Raw genomic sequence first — 17,170 nt, forward strand, 5'->3', positions numbered from 1 at the left:
CCCTTCGTCCGTTTTCCGTTTCAAATCCCACCGGATGCGCCACCGCACGCGCCCCCAACCACACACCCCGCCAAAAACCCCGTCACACACCCCAGCACAAAACCCGCCACAAAACCCCGTCATTCCCGCGCAGGCGGGAATCCATGTGTCAAAGCGCACCATCCGCATCAAGCCCGACCAGAAGCTCCGCCTCTGAAAAAGGAAGATTGACCTTTCGGGGCGCTTTGCTAGAAATCCGGCCAACGGCACTTTCCGTCTGGCGCTTACTGTCGCTTTTCATAATGCCCTCTCGACGTATGCCAAGCGTCAATAATGATACCGCAGAAAAAGAAGAAAAAGGGGACAGATTTATTTTTCCAACAAGATCCGACAAAGATTGAAACCCGCTTTATCCCAAGATTAGGGCTGTGGAATAGATAAAAGGGGTCTGTCCCCTTTCTCTGCACTGTTTAGCGCCCTGAATAGGTTGTATCGATAGGCACGAAACCATTAACCCAAAAACGTCGCGCTCTTTTTGATCTAGGCTAGAAAAAAGTGGACGCTACGGGCACAGACAACACGGGGATCACAGGCTATCCTTGTCGCCACTAAGTTGACCACTGCAAAGCTTTGGAGCTAAAGCTTTCAGAGCAATACATTATTGCATTGCTACACAATTAGTGCATTTGTATGCAGAAAATACTGACCTATATGGGACAAAACCTACCGTGTACTTAAGCGACTCAACAATTCGAAAAGAGCTAATTGATAGGTTGCAGCGCAGAGGCTACGACAAGAGTGAATTAGTCGAAGAATTGCGTATTCATGATGGCAAAGCGATAGCAGACGTTGTTGCATGCAATCAGGCCACGATGCACTGCTATGAAATAAAAAGTGATTTGGACAAAGTAGAGCGAGTTATTGAGCAAGCCACTTACTTCAACCTGGCTTTCTCAAAGCTCACGCTAGTAACGACAGAAAAGCACCTTGCAAGAGCCCTGGAAGTAGCACCGGATTTTTGGGGTATTATTTTAGTGCGCAAAAGAGCTACAAAAATTGTACTCAAAGCGATACGTAAGCATTCATACAATCCATTTTTTTGTAAAAATAAAGCTCTGAAAGCACTCTGGAAGGATGAGTTAATTGATCTACTTTCGAGAGTCCAAAAGGCACCTAAAAAATTAAACCGGGCAGAGTTAGCCGAAGAGTTGTCAGCAAGATTGACCAAGCAAAAAGTTAATGTTGCTATTTCGGAGAAAATTCGCCTGCGGAGTATTACTACGGTAAATCCCACATATAAGTTACGTGAGAATTGATTGTTGGTCGTAAGACAGTCGAGGGCGTTACCCGCGCACCCAGTCCATTTGCTTTGTCGGCAATAAATTGATCTCCGAACGAATAGGCCGCACCACGGTAAAAGGGTTGATTAACGATTATCTCCGAAAAATCATTATATTGGCTGTACTCTCGCGGATGTGTTCTCAGTGCACCTCCACGGATGCAATAGTGATGCCCATCATAGGTATAGAGCATCTTTGGCGCCATAATGTTCAGGAGTATCTCCGGCTCAATGTCGACGTCAGAATAATTGGGACTAACAACACTGTAATCGCCTATAAACAGCTCTCCAAACCCAGCTGATTGATCAACCCCCTGATGTATAGCCAACTCATTTCTAACTACATTACTCATACTGTTCACAGGTACAATTTCGGCTATAGATGCAGGAATGGATGACCCAGTAACGATGACTTTACGTATAGGATAATGCTCACCAAATCTCTCCCAGAACTCATTAATCCGAGCTCCGACCACAACAGCATTGAGCTCGCGACAAACTCTGCAATCAAAAACAAGATCTATACGATCAAAATAAGCTAGAATGTTGTTGAGTAACTCACTCAGCTCATCCTCGACTGCGTAAAAATCTTGAAAGTCATCTGGCAAAACTCGAAGAGCAACAGTATCTGACGTTAGTCCGAAATCTGTCCTAGCTGTTACGACTGCGTTGTTGTGAGCTAGCGACCTGTCGATTCCAACCACAGGAATCGTTTTTTCTAGTGGACACTCCGCTAAAATCAGTTGGTAGGAATCAATGCCACCGATTTCACGATCCACAACATCAAAATTATCTAAATACAGTTCGCGGACATCAGACAAGTTCCTTTCGACGGATGTCATGTCGCGTCCTAGTGAAGCGAGAAAATCACCGTCCTGCTGATTCTCCCTCCTTGCGAAATCAAAGAAAGGAGTTATTTGGGTGCGGATATCGTCTCGGAGTTCTTTTACCGCGAATATTTCACCCTGTTTCAACTTTAAGAATGGCACATATTTAACCACCGGTGAAAACTACCTCTCTTAGGTCAACAGCATCGACAATACTGCGATACCTATCATACCTGTTCAGTTCCCTCTGAAGCAGACCTGCGACTAACGCTGGATGCACACCAATCTGTTTGGAGAACTCAATAATAGTTTCGCGCCCACCATTATAGTGGACGGAACTGTTTCTCCATAAATGTCGAGGAACGACTGAGTTCTTCGCCAGACGATTTGCCTGTGCCTCGACGGCGCTAACCCTATCGCCAGCCTCAAAGTCGTCCAATATGGGCGAGGCTAAACGATCAAGGTGCAAAACGATATGTGACAATTCGTGCAGCAGTGTGAACCAGTAGAAATCTAATCTAGGATACCGGAAGCCAATCCCGACGACAGGGTGACCAGTACCTAGCAAAGCTACCATACCATCAATTTTGGCCCTTTCGGGCACACGCTCATGCACTAAAATCACACCGACCTCCCTAAGTTTTTCAGGGAGGTGAATAACATTTCTCGGCTCCACACTCTCTCGAGCAATGTGAGCAAGGTACTCACGATCAAGCCCTTCGAACTGCGGAACATTTTGCAAAGAAAGAATCTTATAAGCTTCTGAAAACACCTTTGAAGACCAAGCTGCGCCTAACACTTCATTAGCGTCTTCCCTCTTCCTAAATAATTGCGGAAGATTGCCTGATACAAAGGCGTTAAACATAAACTGAAGTATTTCAGTTCTTTCTTGACCTACACCAAGGAATTTTTCGAGTGATCGATCTTTAGAATGCTCACTTATATAATTTTTGAATGCACTATAACTCTCCACAACCTCACGAGGATCGGATCTCCCAGCGCTTGTGGACCAAGCCTCAAAGTCTTCAAACTCTTCAAACCGATTATTCATCCAACGACCTCAGCAACTTCTCACATTGGTCACTAGGCATTTCAAAGAATGCTAAGCCCCCCTTCTCTGCTCCTTCTATTTTCTTCATCCCAATTTTTTCGTAATAAGCTTCTGCTTTAGGCAGAGAATGCAAACTAAAACCTAACTCAAGGCCAAGTTTCTCGACGCAATATTCGATTGAAATACGCAGGAGACGACTTCCGACACCTCGAAACTTTCTTACGTTGAAATGTTGACTGCGGTTCCAAGGAGCAACAGCGATGTATTCCACATAGAATATTTTCGCGGTTCTCAGCATGCTGTCTTTGGGATGGTACAGTAAGCAAATGCCCTGTACATCTCCATTTACAAATAAGTAGAACCAAAGATACTCGTCTGTTGAGAGATGTTGGGCCTTTACCGCCCACTTCCAATGCGCATCTTCCAAGCTCAATTGTTCAATATAGTCACTCTTTGTCGGGTCTTTCTCAAGCGCTTCCTCGACAGTTTCCAATAACTGGTAATTCCATTGAGACCACTGAGCATCCGCTGCCAAAGAAGCCCTTAGGCTATTTCCGAAAAAAATCTGATACTCGCTTGATTGACCGTCTCCATCGATCAACTTGCCAGCAGTCAACTCAACTACATGATCTTCTAGCTTCAAGGTTAACCAACACCTTCGATTGAACCAAATAACATCGCATCAATTAAAAATAAACATACACCACAAAAAACTTAATTACAAAAGAAAGAACTTCTGGTTTCAAAGGTGCTCTGACTCAATCACCTGCCACCTTATTTGAAGAATTTTGCCTTACCTCTCAACTCTAAACAAATGGCAGCATGTTGATGACTTAAACGGCAGACGCATCTTTGTCAGGGATTGGGTTAAGTTCCAATGCAAAAAAGGGGACAGTTTTATTTCCCCCCTAAATCGGCAGCTTTTAAAAATGTACTTTAGTCGAAGCTGAACCACCACCAAACCACAACCTAAAGTTAAAAAAGAAAACCCCGGCCCAATCGCTTGAGCCGGGGAAGTTTGTGTCGTTCGGAGGAAGGCGGGGTTTTGACACCCCTTGGGATTTCAAAAATCCCGAAAGCAAATCATCAGGTTAGATGGTTTTAACAACCACCTTGCGCGCGGCCTGCGTTTTCAACCGGTTGCGCAGCGCCCTGCCAAACAGCGATGATTCAATTTCAAACTCATCGCCATCCTGTGTCGTCACACCATCGGCAAAGCTGAGCGTCGCCGTGCCAAAGAAATGCGCATGCACATCACCGGGGCGGCAGAACAGATCATATTTGAAATGATGATATTCAAGGTTGGCCAGCGTATGGGACATATTGTCTTCACCGCTCAAAAACGGTTTTTCCCAGATCACCTTGCCATCGCGATACAGCCGTGATGTGCCCTCAACATGGCTTGGCAAATCGCCAAGCAACAATTCCGGCCCCATCGAACACGCGCGCAATTTGGAGTGCGCCAGATACAGGTAATTCTGGCGTTCGGTCACATGGTCGGAAAACTCGTTGCCAATGGCAAAGCCGATCCGCACCGGATTGCCATCCGGATCAATCACATAAACCGCGGCAATTTCGGGTTCTTCGCTGCCGTCCAGCGCAAACGACGGGCTTGGCATATCCGCCCCCGGACTGGCAACGATCGAACCATCACCCTTATAAAACCATTCGGGCTGCACACCCGTCTCACCGGCCTTTGGCTTGCCGCCCTCAACCCCCATGCGGAACATTTTCATGGAATCGGTTTCATCGGCCGCCTTATTGCCCGATGTATGCATGTTGGCACGTGCCGAGGCGGAGCCCAAATGGGTCAGGCCGGTGCCGGTGACCAAAAAATGCGCCGGATCGGCATGGGTAATCGGCGGCAACAAACGCCCGCTTTTGGCGACCTCGTCATAACTGATGCGGTCTTCGCCCATGCGCGACTTGGCCGCCGCAATCATGGTGGTACCTTCCTTGATCGCAATTTCGGCCAGCTTGCGGGTCGAAGAAACCCCGGTCAGCACCAAAAGGGTCTCGGCATCTTCAACAACGGCAACATGCTGCGCGCCGGAGGTCTCTTTAAATTGAACCAGTCTCATGAAATGCGTCCTGATATCCTGATATAAGTCTGTCGTATGCGGGAATTATCGTGTGTGTGCCGGGGATCAGACCCAGCCACCATCAACGATAAAGTTCTGGGCGGTGACCATCCGGCTTTCATCGGACGTCAGGAAAAGCGCCATGCGCGCGATGTCCTGTGGCATCACCTTGTTCTTAAGGCACTGGCGCTCGTCAATCTCGCGCTCGGCGGCTTCATCGACCCAAAGGTCAAGCTGGCGCTGCGTCATGACCCAGCCGGGCACAAGCGTATTGACCCGGATGTGATCCTTGCCAAGGTCGCGCGCCATGCCGCGTGTCATGCCATGCGTTGCCGCCTTTGCCGTGGTGTAGCCGGGCATGCCGCCCTGCCCCATCATCCAGCTGACCGACCCGAAATTAACAATCGCGCCGCCACCGGCCTTTTGCATCATCGGTGCGACCGCCTGAATGGCAAAGAACGATGGGCGAATGTTGATCGCCTGGCGTTCATCCCAATATTGCGGGGTGACGTCCTGCCATTTATGGCGGGTATCATTGGCGGCATTATTAAGCAGTGCTGTGACCGGGCCATTAAGCTCGGCCGCCTTGGCGATGGCTGCCTGCAACGCGGCAATGTCGGTCAAATCGCATTTGATGAAAACCGGCTTGTTGCGCGCCGTCTTGCCAAGTTTCTCGACCAATTCATTGCCGGCATCTTCGATGATGTCGACAAAGGCGACCTTGGCCCCCTGCTCGACAAAGGCGGTGACAATCGCCTCGCCAATGCCCGAAGCACCCCCGGTGATGAATACTGATTTGTCTTCAAGGCTTGTGTAGTGTGTCGGTTTGCGATCAGCCATGATCGTTCCGTCTCCCATATTCTGGTCTATTGTTCTCTATGCGTCGGTCAAACATACAGGGACTCCGTATGTCAGACATCCGTATTCTCACACCAAAATTGGCAGAATCTGCATCAAAAAGCCGATGGCGCAGCGCAGCGGGGAAATTTTTCCTCAAGCATGAATATGCCCTGTCACACCGGGGGATCACCGCCCTTTTCAGGTGCCAGAGATCTCAATCCCTTGTGTCCACATGATGCTTCCTCCTGACAATCTTGTTTTGGGTCAGGGTCTATTAATTTGGCGCAAAGGACGCCCCGGATGGGTGCGGCTGCCCGTCCAATCAAATTAATAGACCCTGACCCTTATTCTTCATACAATAACATTAATGATCAGGATATCCGGCCCTGTCAAGCGTCAAACAGGTGAAGTCATGCCTTTCGATCTTGGCAACTGTGGTTTATAACACATCACCTTTGCACGAAGGTTTACATCGCACCGCACAAGTCCCCTGAAATAATTATATGCTTTGCAGCACAAGGGATTGCACCTGCCAGATAAGTTGCTCTAAAAATTAATTCATATTATATGAATAATATCAGCGCGGGCTTTTCGCCGTTTTCGTATTTAACAAGGCCGTGCCGGAGGGAATTTAATGTCGTCTACTATGTCGAGAACCTATGCCAAACGCAGCCTGCACAGCATTGTTGCGCATGATCTTGGAATGCGCATCGTTTCTGGCAAACTGGTCCCGGGGGATGTCCTGCCGACCGAGGCGGCCTTAAGTGAATCCCTCGACGTCTCGCGCACGGCCCTTCGCGAAGCCATTAAAATCCTCTCTGCCAAGGGACTGATTGAATCACGCCCCAAAACCGGCACGCGGGTTAAACCGCGCACCAGTTGGAACCTGCTCGATCCCGATGTGCTGTCATGGCACTTCCCCGATCCCGACCCGGCGTTTCTCTATAGCCTTCTGGAAACCCGCCTGATTATCGAGCCCAACACTGCCGCCATGGCCGCCATCCGTGCGACCCCGGAACAGATCAAGCATCTGGAAACCGCCTATTTCGAAATGGAAAAGGCCGAACCGGGGACCGAGGCTGTCTATATGACCGACCTTGTCTTCCATCAGGGGATTTTGGATGCGTCGGGCAATGATTTCATGAAATCGTTTGGCATGCTGATTGAAACCGCCCTGATCGGCTCGTTCCGCCTGTCGTCTGGCGGGCCCAAGGCGCACGTCAAATCGCTGCCCGATCATCACGCGGTCTATGCCGCGATCAGCCAGCGCGACCCCGAAGAAGCCCGCGCTAAAATGCACGGCCTGCTCCGCCGCACCATGCGTCAGCTCCGTCAGGAACTCGGCATGGAAGCCGAACATGACTGGGACGTGATCGGGCTGTAGTCCTCCCTCAACGGTTCTTCTGGCGTCTGGCGGGCCCAACAGCCCGTCCGGACCTGATCAGCGGACTAGCAGATCAGCCGGCCAGAAGATCGCGCCGCCGATGGCTCCGCCCTATCGCAAGACCAGCCCCCGCCCCAGCCTGGCACCTCAGCGGGGCGCGCGAGCACAGAGCGAACCGAACCGAGCCGAGCCGCATCGTCCCCTGTCTCATCCCATCTCATCTCGTCGCCCCCTATCCCATCACATCCCCTGACGTGAAACGTCGCACAACCGGCCCTTTGGCCGGTTTTCTTCATTTTAACGGAGAATGTGATGAAACACCTCATGATCGCGCTTGGCGCGCTGTTTGTTTTTGCGCTCGGCACCCAAAGTGCGCAGGCAAACCTCAAAAAGGACTACTGCAGCAATCAAGAATACTACACCAATTCCGGTGCCAATGACGGCAGCAAGTACCCGCACCTTCATTGCGGCAAGACCTTCCTGACCTACAGTGCAAGCTCCGGCAAACACTATAACTTTGTGGTTGGCGACGCGCTCAAAACCGGAACGGCGGGCAGCGCCTGCTCCAAAGCCGATGAGCAATCGGCCGATGCGCTGAAAGACATCATCGCCGAGGTTTGCACCGACGACAGCAAAACCTGCACCGGCTGCTGATTAGAACCGCAAAACTCAGGGCGGCCCGATGGAGGGTTCAATGAACGATCCGATAAACGGTCCAATGGCCGGTTCGATAAACGGTTCAAACGGCCGCCCTGTCCATTCCTCATACAAATACCATTTCGTCAAAAATCGACAAACCGGCCCCCGCCGCCAGGATTGCGCCCGCCCGCCGCTCATTATTCACCAAAAATGACTAATCAGATGAATTAAACAATATATCTGAATAAAAATCGGGCCGGAACAGCCCCCCGTTCCGGCCCGATTTTACACTTTTAAAGTCCGGTCTACATCGTCAACTGGCCCCGGCCCGCATGCCCGAGAACGACCGGGTAATCAGGCGCTGCAAAACGATAAAGCCAAACAGCAAGGCCCCAATCATGATCTTGGTCCACCAGCTATTAAGCGACCCGTCAAACGCAATCAGCGTCTGGATCACACCCATGATGATCCCGCCAAAAAACGTCCCAATCACAAAGCCCATACCACCAGTCAAAAGGGTTCCGCCAATCACCACTGCGGCAATCGCATCAAGCTCCACCCCCACGGCTGCCAACGGATAGGCAGATGCGGTGTAAAAGGCAAAGACAACACCGGAAAGCGCGCTGAAAAAGCCTGACAATGCATAGACCCGAATGATGGTCGCATGCACCGGAGTCCCCAGCAATTCCGCCGATTGTCGGTCCCCGCCAATGGCATAGACATTGCGCCCGAACCGAGTGTAATGGGCAATGATGATCCCGCCAATCACGGTCAGAATCATCAACACCGCCGATGCCGTCAACCAGCCCCGTCCAGGCAACGGAATTTTAAAACCGCTGAACTCAGACACAAAGGAATGGTCAATCGGAACAGAGTCCAGATTGATCAAAAAGCACATCCCGCGCAGGAAAAACATCCCCGCCAGCGTGATGATAAACGGCTGAATATCAAACTTGGCAATCAGCACCCCCATCACAGCCCCGAATGCCGATCCAACAATGATCGAAATCACTGCGGCCAACACCGGATGCATGCCAAACCCGGTGACAAGCTCGGCCATCAGAACCCCGACAAAGGCAATCATCGAGCCGACCGACAAATCAATCCCGCCCGACAGAATGACAAAGGTCATGCCAACGGCTGTAATGATCAAAAAGGCATTATCGGTCAGAAGTGCGCCCAGAACGTAGGTGTCTGAAAACGCACGATGTTCAAAAATCCCATAGCCATACAGCAAGGCCAAAACAGCCAGGGTCGCGACCAGCGGGTAAAAGCGTTCATTAATTTTCATTGGATTTTCCCCGCGTCATCTTTCCCCCGATTTTTCCCCAGGCCAAACTGACAAGTTCACGCGATTTTGGGGCCTGCACCAGCAGTACCGCCATCACGACAGCAGCCTTGACAATCAGGGTGTATTGCGACGGCAGACCCGACAACAAAATGCCGGTTGTCAGGGACTGAATGATCAAAACCCCGATCACCGTCATGCCGATAAAGAACCGGCCGCCCATCAGCGACGCCCCGCCAATCACCACAGCCAAAATCGCATCAAGCTCAAGCCAAAGCCCGGCATTGTTGGCATCCGCCCCACGAATGTCAGCCGCAATAATAATCCCGGCCACCGCCGAACACAGCCCCGCCGTGGCATAGGCCATCAGCTTGATACCGCGCGCGTCAATCCCGGCAACCCGGCTCGCACGTGCATTGCCGCCAACGGACTCAACAAACAGGCCAAGGGCGGTTTTGCGCATGATCAGATACAGCCCGCCAATGACAAAACCGGCAATGATCACCCGCCACGGAATACCAAAAAGATACCCGCTGCCAATACCTTCAAAGAACGCCCCGTGGAAGGTCACAATCTGGCCGCCGGTGATCATTTGGGCGATACCACGCCCGGCCACCATCAGGATCAGGGTGGCAATAATCGGCTGAATATCAAGGAAGGCGACCAAAACACCGTTCCAAAGACCACACAAAAGACCGGCCCCAAGGGCGGCCAGAATGATTACGGCGGGATGCAGATCGGTATCGCGGATCAAAACTGCCATCACCGCCCCGGAAATCGCAATCACCGAGCCAACCGAAAGATCAATGCCGCGTGTGCCAATGACAACCGCCATCCCGACCGCGACAAGGGCGGTTGACGCACCGCGATGAACCACATCAACAAGCGACCCATAAAGATGCCCGTCAACAATGCGAACGTTAAAGAAGTCCGGCGAAATCACGCCAATGCCCAGAATAATCAGGACAAGGGCCGCAACCGGGCCAAACCACGGACGGCTTATTAAAGAAGATGCAGACATGATGCTGCTTTCCCGTACTTTCTTTTTATCGTGTAAACTGCTCATCGTGCGATCGCCTCGATGATGTTTTCCTGCGTGATCTCAGCCCCTGTCAGTTCAGACACCTTTTCACGGTCACGCATCACCGCAACGCGGTCGGCAAAGGCAACAATTTCATCAAGCTCGGATGACGCCACCAGCAGTGCCAGCCCCTCGTCACAGAGTTCCTTGATCAATTTGATGATGTCGGCATGCGCGCCAACATCAATGCCACGTGTTGGTTCATCCAAAATCAGCAGCAGCGGCTTGGACACCAGCCAGCGGGCCAGAATGACCTTTTGCTGATTGCCACCACTAAGCTGCCCGACGGGCTTTTCACTGTCAGGGGTGGCAATGCCCAGTGCCTTGATCATTTTATCGGCAAGCTGTTGTTGCTCGGCGCGCGGGATCGGGCGCAACCATCCTTTGCGGCCCTGAAGGGCGAGCATGATGTTTTCACGCACACTAAGCTCGGCCACAATGCCGTCCTGTTTGCGGTCTTCGGGACACAGGCCAAAGCCCGCCCGGATCGCATGGCGCGGGGATCGCAGCATAACCGGTTCCCCGTCCATAAAGACAAGGCCGCTGTCCGCCCGTTGTGTGCCAAATATCAGTTCGGAAAGTTCGGTTCGCCCCGACCCCAGCAAACCGGCAAGACCGACAATCTCACCGGCCTGAAGATCCAGACTGACCGGTTCAAGTACGCGTTTCTTGCCAAGGTTCTTGACCTGAATTTCACGTTTGGGTCCGGTATAGTTGCCTTCGTCCTGATGACGGTGTGCGCTGACTTCGGCCAGCTCATGGCCGAGCATGTGATTGATCAGATCAATCTGTTCGAGTTCTTTGGTGACAAAGGTGCCGACCAATTCGCCATTGCGCAGGACCGTGATCCGGTCGGTGACGGCATAGACCTGATCAAGGAAATGGGTCACAAAAACAATGCCAAGCCCCTTGGCCTTAAGGTCGCGCATGATGCGAAACAGGCTTTTGATTTCTTCGGCATCGAGGCTTGCAGTCGGTTCATCCAAAATCAGAACCCGCGCATCAAGGGCAACCGCACGCGCAATCGCCACAAGCTGCTGAATGGCAACCGAATAGGAGCCCAACGGCCGGTGGATGTCGATATCAAGACCCAAGATTTCAAGCGCGGCCTTGGCGTCTTCGTCGGTTTTTTTCCACGCAATCAGACCAAATTTGCGGGTCTGGCGTTCCAGCATCAGGTTTTCGGCCACCGACAACGTCGGGATCAGATTGACTTCCTGAAAAACTGTGGAAATACCCAGCGCCTGTGCGTCGCCCGGGTGATTTGGATGGATTTCTTCGCCGTTAAGTGTAACCGAACCGGCATCGCGTGGATGCACGCCGGTAATCACCTTGATCAAGGTCGATTTGCCGGCCCCGTTTTCACCCAAAAGTGCGTGAATTTCGCCTTCGTGCAAATCAAAATCAACGTCCTGCAGGGCCTTGACCCCGGGAAAGAATTTCCCCGCCCCGCGGACTGAAAGCACCGTCTTGCCCGTTTGTTGGGGCTGTGTTGCCTGTGCCATATAAACGCCCTCTCCCTTTTGGTTCTGACTGCGCTAAAGCATTTTGTCTGTCATCTGCTTTAGCCTATATGCACCCGGACGCACCCCCACAATCGCGGGAGCACGTCCGACGCATTATCAGCCAGAATTCATCAGATCACCGTTCATAGCGTGATGCACGGATAACCTGATGACTGCACGTTACTTGCTGCGCATTTTGTATTCTTCAGCAGCAGTCGCCGGCAGGTAGAGCGGGCCATTTGCCTTGATCCATTTCGGAACTTCTTCACCAGCCATCGCTGCTTTGATCGCATCGAAGGACGGTGCACCCAAATGCGGGTTCAGCTCGATCGTGGCATTGGTATCGCCATCAGCCATGGCTTTGAAGATATCAGGCACCGCATCAATCGATACGACAAGGATATCATCAGCCGGGTCAAGACCGGCTTCCTTGATGGCCTGAACGGCACCAAGTGCCATGTCATCATTGTGCGCATAGACCGCACAAATGTTTTTGCCGCCATCTTCGGCCTTCAGGAAGCTTTCCATAACTTCCTTACCACCCGAACGGGTGAAGTCACCCGACTGCGAACGGATGATGTTGATCGCCGGGAAGTTGCCAACAACGGATTCAAAACCTTCTTTGCGGTCATTGGCTGCAGACGACCCAACGGTGCCCTGCAGTTCAACAACATCACAAACACCGTTGGTTTCAGCAGCCAACCAAGCAGCAGCCAAGGCACCTTCGACGACGAAGTCAGAAGCCACTTTGGTCAGATACAGGTCTTCGTCCGCAGCAACGCCACGGTCCACCAGAACGACCGGAATACCGGCATCTTTGGCTTCTTTAAGAACCTGATCCCAACCGGTTTCAACAACCGGTGCCAGCAAGATACCGTCAACGCCCTGAGCGATGAAGGAACGAACGGCCTTGATCTGGTTTTCCTGTTTCTGCTGTGCATCAGAGAATTTCAGGTCAATGCCGCGTTTTTCGGCTTCAGCCTTGATCGATGCGGTTTCAGACGTACGCCAGCCACTTTCAGAACCGATCTGCGAAAAGCCGATCATCATTTCTGCCTGTGCGGCAAACGAAAGACCCAGTGCAACGCCAAGTGCCGCAGTTGATACGGCTAATTTTTTGAGACTCACCACGAGTTCCTCCCTAAGTGTGGTTTCTTGCTTAAAAGCCATATAGTAATACAATATGAGTTGAAGCGACTCAACCATATAGTTATTCGCTCATACACGGGATCGCCACACGCGATCCAAAACATGTGTTAAGATCAACAAAAGCAAAGACTTCGGGAGTTGGAAATGTCGAATTCACCGCAATCCTCAAAGGTTGTACGCCCCTCATCAGACACCCCTAAAGAAGGTGCAAATGCCCCCCGGCATGTGCTGCGCACCGATCAGATTCGCGTCAGCCTTTCTGCGGTTGGCGCGCGGATGTGCGGGCTGTATCTGCGCGATGCCAGCAGCGGAAATGAAACCAACATTGCCGTCGGTCTGGAAAATGATGGGGCATATCTGGCGCAAGACAGCTATATCGGCGCAGTTTGCGGGCGTTACGCCAATCGAATTGCCAATTCGCGCTATACTGACCCGTCGGGCAAGGACGTCATCCTTTCGTCTAATGAAGGGCGGACCCATTTGCATGGTGGCCAAATCGGCTTTGATAAAAAGACCTGGACGGTGAAGGACGCCAGCGACACAAAAGTCTGCTTTGAGTTGACCTCAGACGATGGTGATCAGGGCTATCCGGGGACATTCACCGCAACGGCAACCTATTCGGTCACAGCCCCCAATCGGCTGCGCCTTGAAATCACCGCGACCTGTGATCAGCCCTGCCCGGTCAATATGACCAGCCATGCCTATTGGAACCTGTCGGGGCAGTTTGACAAAACCGCCGCCGATCATGTTTTACAGATCAATGCCGATGCGTGGCTGCCAATTGATGATCATTTGATCCCGCTTCCGGGCACCCGTGATGTTGCGGGAACCGGCTATGATTTCAGAAGTGCGGCACGGGTATCGGACATGCTGCCCCATGCGTCGCAGGGGTTTGATCATAATTTCTGCCTGACCGGCGATCGCGGCACACTGCGCCAGATCGCCACCCTGTCTGATTCCGATAGTGGCCGATCCATGAAACTGTTTTCAACCGAGGCTGGTCTGCAATTCTACCTTTGTCAGCATTTCACCGCAGACATGAAAACCGAAGAGGGCGTTTCGCTTCACAAGTCAGCAGGCATCGCACTTGAACCGCAAACATGGCCCGACAGCCCGAACCGCCCGGATTTCCCCAGCCCTTGGCTTGAGCCCGGTGAGACGTATCGACATGTGATTGAGTGGGAGTTTTCCTAACAACAAAGCCCCGCGATTGCGGGGCTTGCCACATGAGATTGGATTGGCTTTACCATCCCCCGCCGCCACCACCACCGCGGCCACCGCCAGAAAACCCGCCACCACGAGACGCAATTCCGGCGGACGGGACGCTGGGTGCACCATAGGAGACGGCTGCTGAGCTAAACTGGCCGGCGCTTCGGCTCCCGAAATTACTAATACCTCGCCATCCTCGCCGACTATCCTGATACCATACCGGATTGTACTGATGAGCATCATCCCCGTGCTTTTCCGGCATCGCAGTCAGAAAGGCTTCAAGCCGCTCGGTCCAGACATCTTCTGCATCCAGCGCCATAGCAAATGGCAGATGTTTCTCGAACAGTTCGATGGCGTCCCCCATCTCACGGCTTTTGAAGTTCAGTTGATCTTCCTCCGCCACGGTAAGATAGCGCCGATATCCTTCGATTTCTGAGCGTAACTTTAGAAATTCGGCTGTGGGAACTTCTAGGAAGACATGAAACAGGCAACAGATCGCGACGGCCGCTATTCCAACACAAAGCGCAATTGGCGAAATAGCGCCAACAAGAATTATTCCAAATGCCAAGGCCGGGCCGACAAACGCACCGCCAACCATGGCGAACTTAAAATAGTTCCCAAGCCCGCCGTCCCCTTTACCAACCGCACTGATCCAAAAACGCCTGAGGCCATTAAGGACAAGGTTAACAGCAACGACAAACAACACACTGATAACTGCCGCACCGATAGTGGATTCAACATCATATGCGCCAAATAATGGATCGAGCATGATTGTCGCTGCGACCGCAAGAACACCGATCACACACCCAATTTGCCACTGCCGTTCCTTACGAACAAAGTATGTGCGCCTTTTATCCGCCGAATACCGAGTAAGGAGCGAGCTACGCGCACTTTGAACTTCCTTGCGGTATTCCCGCCCAATCGTGATTTCCGTGCTGCTTGATTGGCGCAATAGGGAATTTAAAACCGTCTGTTCGTCATCCGGTAAGTCTTCGGGGTGTCCCGGTATCCTTGTGAGAACGTATTCGTCTTTGTTCGTTACCTTAATGGTAAGCCGTTTTTTGACTGCCAAGCTTGTCAGAACGACGGCAAATGCTTTGGTTGCGAAGTTTTGCCCTCCATTAGCATTGCGCCACATAAAGCCAACCTCGGCTGGTGACATTCCTGCAGGTGGCTCAAACCTTGGAATAACAGTTGGTCCTTCTGGGTCTTTGCCAAATTTGCGCCAAGCCAGCGTATAATACGCCAGCAGTATGAGGCAAAGTGCTAGCCCGACGAAAATACCTTTGTTATCAACAAGAAGCTTTGCCAAGCTTTCAATGAATGTGGGTCGCGCCACATATCCGGCAGGCCAGGAAACGGCAAGTGTCATACCATGACCTGGTGGCAAACCTGTCACCGTCCGGGCCTTTGCCAGTTCCCCCGTACCGGAAAGAATGCTGTATCGTCCGCCTGTGCTGCCTTTGGGGCCGGTATAAACAGACACATCACTTACCGTCGCGCCATTCGGGAGATACACCGTTGCCATCACGTTCTCGATAGCAAATTGCCAGTCATTTCCGGTGACGTTCCAATAAAGCTCATCGACATCCGCCCCAAAGGCCAGTTGATCATTCATCGTATAGGTGAGCGTGAATGTATGGTCCCCGACCGTCAAATGTTGCCGCGAACTCCCCATATAGATGCGGATTGCGCCACGAAGCTTCTCAACTTTGTAGGAAACGGTCCGACCATCAAGCAAAACATGATTAATTGTAATGCCCCCAACATCATAGAATTTGGCTGCGTTCAGTACGACAAGGGGAATGTCGCGATAAATACCGCGCTTGATTGATATGCCACGTGCATCAATTGATATCGCCTCGGTGACTTCGATATTACCGTTTTCCAGAATTCGAATATCTGAATTGAATGCGGTAATACGTTCAGAAGAAGACGAGCGCGTTGTCTGTGCGGCGGCAGAATTTATCTGAAAAACCGCACATAGCAGCACCAGACACACGGCAATTGTCTGACCGACGCGCGTACCCCGAAACCAATTTTTTCGCATGGCCCAGACCATCAATCAAACTTCACGCCGGGAACCTGACGCTCAACAACGTGTTCGACTTCGTAATAGTTGTCTTCGGCAAAACCAAATGTATTTGCCACGATGTTGCTGGGGAATGATTGCACAGTGGTATTAAGCTCGCGGACCGTACCGTTGTAATAGCGCCGCGCCATTTGAATCTGGTTTTCCAGCTCGGACAAAGATTTCTGCAATTCGATGAAGGTCTTGTCGGCCTGCAGTTCCGGATATGCCTCGGACACTGCAAATATCCGCATCAAAGCCGTTGAAAGTTGGCCTTCCAGTTCTTGGCGCCCATCGGCGTTGGTTGAACTGGCAGCAGATGTTTTGGCACGTAATTCAGTTACTTCTTCGAATAACTGCTTTTCGTGCGTTGCATAGCCTTTGACCGTTTCAACAAGGTTTGGAACAAGGTTGCTGCGCCGCTTTAGCTGCACATCAATGCCACTCCAGCCTTCCTTCGCTGATTGGCGCAGAGAGACCAGACGGTTATATAAACTGACACCATAGAGCAGCAGTATAACGAGGACGGCAACGATACCCGTCAGGACCACAGCAACAGTATTCACGGTCTCACTTCCTTTGCCAATTGCCCCACCGATCAACGGCAAGGATACCTATTAGCAAGTTAGCGAAACACAACCTGAAAGAAAATGCTTAGTTTCCGCCCCCGCAGATCGTTTGGTCTGAGTTTTGCGGACTTTTCAATATAAACCCAATATTTTGCAGG

Annotated in this window: 16 protein-coding genes; 4 read left to right on the plus strand and 12 right to left on the minus strand. The window is 51.6% G+C overall.

From position 1 onward, the window contains the following. Positions 1 to 148: 148 nt before the first annotated feature. Positions 149 to 280, minus strand: coding sequence for a hypothetical protein (locus tag K355_RS26185; RefSeq protein ID WP_258548884.1), 132 nt, complete (start codon positions 278 to 280; stop codon positions 149 to 151). Positions 281 to 707: 427 nt separating this feature from the next. Between K355_RS26185 and K355_RS23930 the strand changes: the two genes are divergently transcribed. After that, the gene (locus tag K355_RS23930; RefSeq protein ID WP_022732545.1) at positions 708 to 1,295 is read left to right on the plus strand and encodes a sce7726 family protein; all 588 of its coding nucleotides are present in this window, start codon (positions 708 to 710) and stop codon (positions 1,293 to 1,295) included. On the opposite strand, the gene K355_RS0112810 is transcribed toward K355_RS23930, so the two are convergent. The 5 genes from K355_RS0112810 to K355_RS0112830 all read right to left on the minus strand — a co-directional run bounded on the left by K355_RS0112810 (position 1,258) and on the right by K355_RS0112830 (position 6,117). Then, positions 1,258 to 2,319, minus strand: coding sequence for a beta family protein (locus tag K355_RS0112810; RefSeq protein ID WP_022732546.1), 1,062 nt, complete (start codon positions 2,317 to 2,319; stop codon positions 1,258 to 1,260). The two genes, K355_RS23930 and K355_RS0112810, sit on opposite strands and share 38 nt — an antisense overlap. Then, complete coding sequence (locus K355_RS0112815) at positions 2,312 to 3,196, minus strand: ImmA/IrrE family metallo-endopeptidase (RefSeq protein WP_022732547.1); 885 nt, start codon at positions 3,194 to 3,196, stop codon at positions 2,312 to 2,314. Before K355_RS0112815 ends, K355_RS0112810 begins: the two co-directional genes overlap by 8 nt. Next, a complete protein-coding gene (locus K355_RS23935; RefSeq protein WP_022732548.1) occupies positions 3,189 to 3,839 on the minus strand; it encodes a GNAT family N-acetyltransferase in 651 nt (216 codons plus the stop codon). Before K355_RS23935 ends, K355_RS0112815 begins: the two co-directional genes overlap by 8 nt. A gap of 448 nt (positions 3,840 to 4,287) precedes the next feature. Then, positions 4,288 to 5,277 (minus strand): AraD1 family protein, encoded by a 990-nt coding sequence (gene araD1, locus K355_RS0112825; protein ID WP_022732549.1) that lies wholly within the window; start codon positions 5,275 to 5,277, stop codon positions 4,288 to 4,290. Positions 5,278 to 5,343: 66 nt separating this feature from the next. Further along, complete coding sequence (locus tag K355_RS0112830; protein ID WP_022732550.1) at positions 5,344 to 6,117, minus strand: SDR family NAD(P)-dependent oxidoreductase; 774 nt, start codon at positions 6,115 to 6,117, stop codon at positions 5,344 to 5,346. A 634-nt stretch (positions 6,118 to 6,751) separates the two neighbouring features. Here K355_RS0112830 and K355_RS23940 point away from each other — a divergent pair. Both K355_RS23940 and K355_RS25135 read left to right on the plus strand, forming a co-directional pair. After that, the gene (locus tag K355_RS23940; RefSeq protein ID WP_051145988.1) at positions 6,752 to 7,501 is read left to right on the plus strand and encodes a FadR/GntR family transcriptional regulator; all 750 of its coding nucleotides are present in this window, start codon (positions 6,752 to 6,754) and stop codon (positions 7,499 to 7,501) included. Positions 7,502 to 7,825: 324 nt separating this feature from the next. Beyond that, on the plus strand, positions 7,826 to 8,155 hold the full coding sequence (locus K355_RS25135; RefSeq protein ID WP_081649520.1) for a hypothetical protein: 330 nt from the start codon (positions 7,826 to 7,828) through the stop codon (positions 8,153 to 8,155). A 298-nt stretch (positions 8,156 to 8,453) separates the two neighbouring features. On the opposite strand, the gene yjfF is transcribed toward K355_RS25135, so the two are convergent. The 4 genes from yjfF to K355_RS0112860 form a co-directional block, all read right to left on the minus strand. After that, positions 8,454 to 9,431 (minus strand): galactofuranose ABC transporter, permease protein YjfF, encoded by a 978-nt coding sequence (gene yjfF / locus K355_RS0112845; RefSeq protein ID WP_022732554.1) that lies wholly within the window; start codon positions 9,429 to 9,431, stop codon positions 8,454 to 8,456. Then, the gene (locus K355_RS0112850; protein WP_033368868.1) at positions 9,421 to 10,449 is read right to left on the minus strand and encodes an ABC transporter permease; all 1,029 of its coding nucleotides are present in this window, start codon (positions 10,447 to 10,449) and stop codon (positions 9,421 to 9,423) included. The genes yjfF and K355_RS0112850 overlap by 11 nt, the downstream gene beginning before the upstream one ends. A 41-nt stretch (positions 10,450 to 10,490) precedes the next feature. Continuing rightward, positions 10,491 to 12,014 carry a sugar ABC transporter ATP-binding protein gene (locus K355_RS0112855; protein WP_022732556.1) on the minus strand — a complete coding sequence of 508 codons (1,524 nt, stop codon included), beginning with the start codon at positions 12,012 to 12,014 and terminating at the stop codon, positions 10,491 to 10,493. A 180-nt stretch (positions 12,015 to 12,194) separates the two neighbouring features. Next, entirely contained in the window at positions 12,195 to 13,142 is a 948-nt protein-coding gene (locus K355_RS0112860) for an ABC transporter substrate-binding protein (protein WP_033368837.1), read from the minus strand. Positions 13,143 to 13,307: 165 nt separating this feature from the next. Between K355_RS0112860 and K355_RS0112865 the strand changes: the two genes are divergently transcribed. Further along, positions 13,308 to 14,357 (plus strand): aldose epimerase family protein, encoded by a 1,050-nt coding sequence (locus K355_RS0112865; protein WP_022732558.1) that lies wholly within the window; start codon positions 13,308 to 13,310, stop codon positions 14,355 to 14,357. 49 nt (positions 14,358 to 14,406) lie between these two features. Here K355_RS0112865 and K355_RS0112870 read toward each other — a convergent pair whose 3' ends face one another. Next, positions 14,407 to 16,434 (minus strand): DUF2207 domain-containing protein, encoded by a 2,028-nt coding sequence (locus K355_RS0112870; protein WP_022732559.1) that lies wholly within the window; start codon positions 16,432 to 16,434, stop codon positions 14,407 to 14,409. Beyond that, a complete protein-coding gene (locus K355_RS0112875; RefSeq protein WP_022732560.1) occupies positions 16,434 to 17,009 on the minus strand; it encodes a LemA family protein in 576 nt (191 codons plus the stop codon). Before K355_RS0112875 ends, K355_RS0112870 begins: the two co-directional genes overlap by 1 nt. Positions 17,010 to 17,170: the final 161 nt, after the last annotated feature.

It is taken from the genome of Thalassospira lucentensis MCCC 1A00383 = DSM 14000 (assembly GCF_000421265.1).
Taxonomy (GTDB): Bacteria; Pseudomonadota; Alphaproteobacteria; order Rhodospirillales; family Thalassospiraceae; genus Thalassospira; species Thalassospira lucentensis.

Excerpts from the sequence above, each read along its gene's own strand:
- K355_RS26185 (WP_258548884.1), bottom strand. The coding sequence starts at position 280 with ATGAAAAGCGACAGTAAGCGCCAGACGGAAAGTGCCGTTGGCCGGATT.
- K355_RS0112815 (WP_022732547.1), bottom strand. The coding sequence starts at position 3,196 with ATGAATAATCGGTTTGAAGAGTTTGAAGACTTTGAGGCTTGGTCCACA.
- araD1 (WP_022732549.1), bottom strand. The coding sequence starts at position 5,277 with ATGAGACTGGTTCAATTTAAAGAGACCTCCGGCGCGCAGCATGTTGCC.
- K355_RS0112830 (WP_022732550.1), bottom strand. The coding sequence starts at position 6,117 with ATGGCTGATCGCAAACCGACACACTACACAAGCCTTGAAGACAAATCA.
- K355_RS23940 (WP_051145988.1), top strand. The coding sequence starts at position 6,752 with ATGTCGTCTACTATGTCGAGAACCTATGCCAAACGCAGCCTGCACAGC.
- K355_RS25135 (WP_081649520.1), top strand. The coding sequence starts at position 7,826 with ATGATCGCGCTTGGCGCGCTGTTTGTTTTTGCGCTCGGCACCCAAAGT.
- yjfF (WP_022732554.1), bottom strand. The coding sequence starts at position 9,431 with ATGAAAATTAATGAACGCTTTTACCCGCTGGTCGCGACCCTGGCTGTT.
- K355_RS0112850 (WP_033368868.1), bottom strand. The coding sequence starts at position 10,449 with ATGTCTGCATCTTCTTTAATAAGCCGTCCGTGGTTTGGCCCGGTTGCG.
- K355_RS0112855 (WP_022732556.1), bottom strand. The coding sequence starts at position 12,014 with ATGGCACAGGCAACACAGCCCCAACAAACGGGCAAGACGGTGCTTTCA.
- K355_RS0112865 (WP_022732558.1), top strand. The coding sequence starts at position 13,308 with ATGTCGAATTCACCGCAATCCTCAAAGGTTGTACGCCCCTCATCAGAC.
- K355_RS0112870 (WP_022732559.1), bottom strand. The coding sequence starts at position 16,434 with ATGGTCTGGGCCATGCGAAAAAATTGGTTTCGGGGTACGCGCGTCGGT.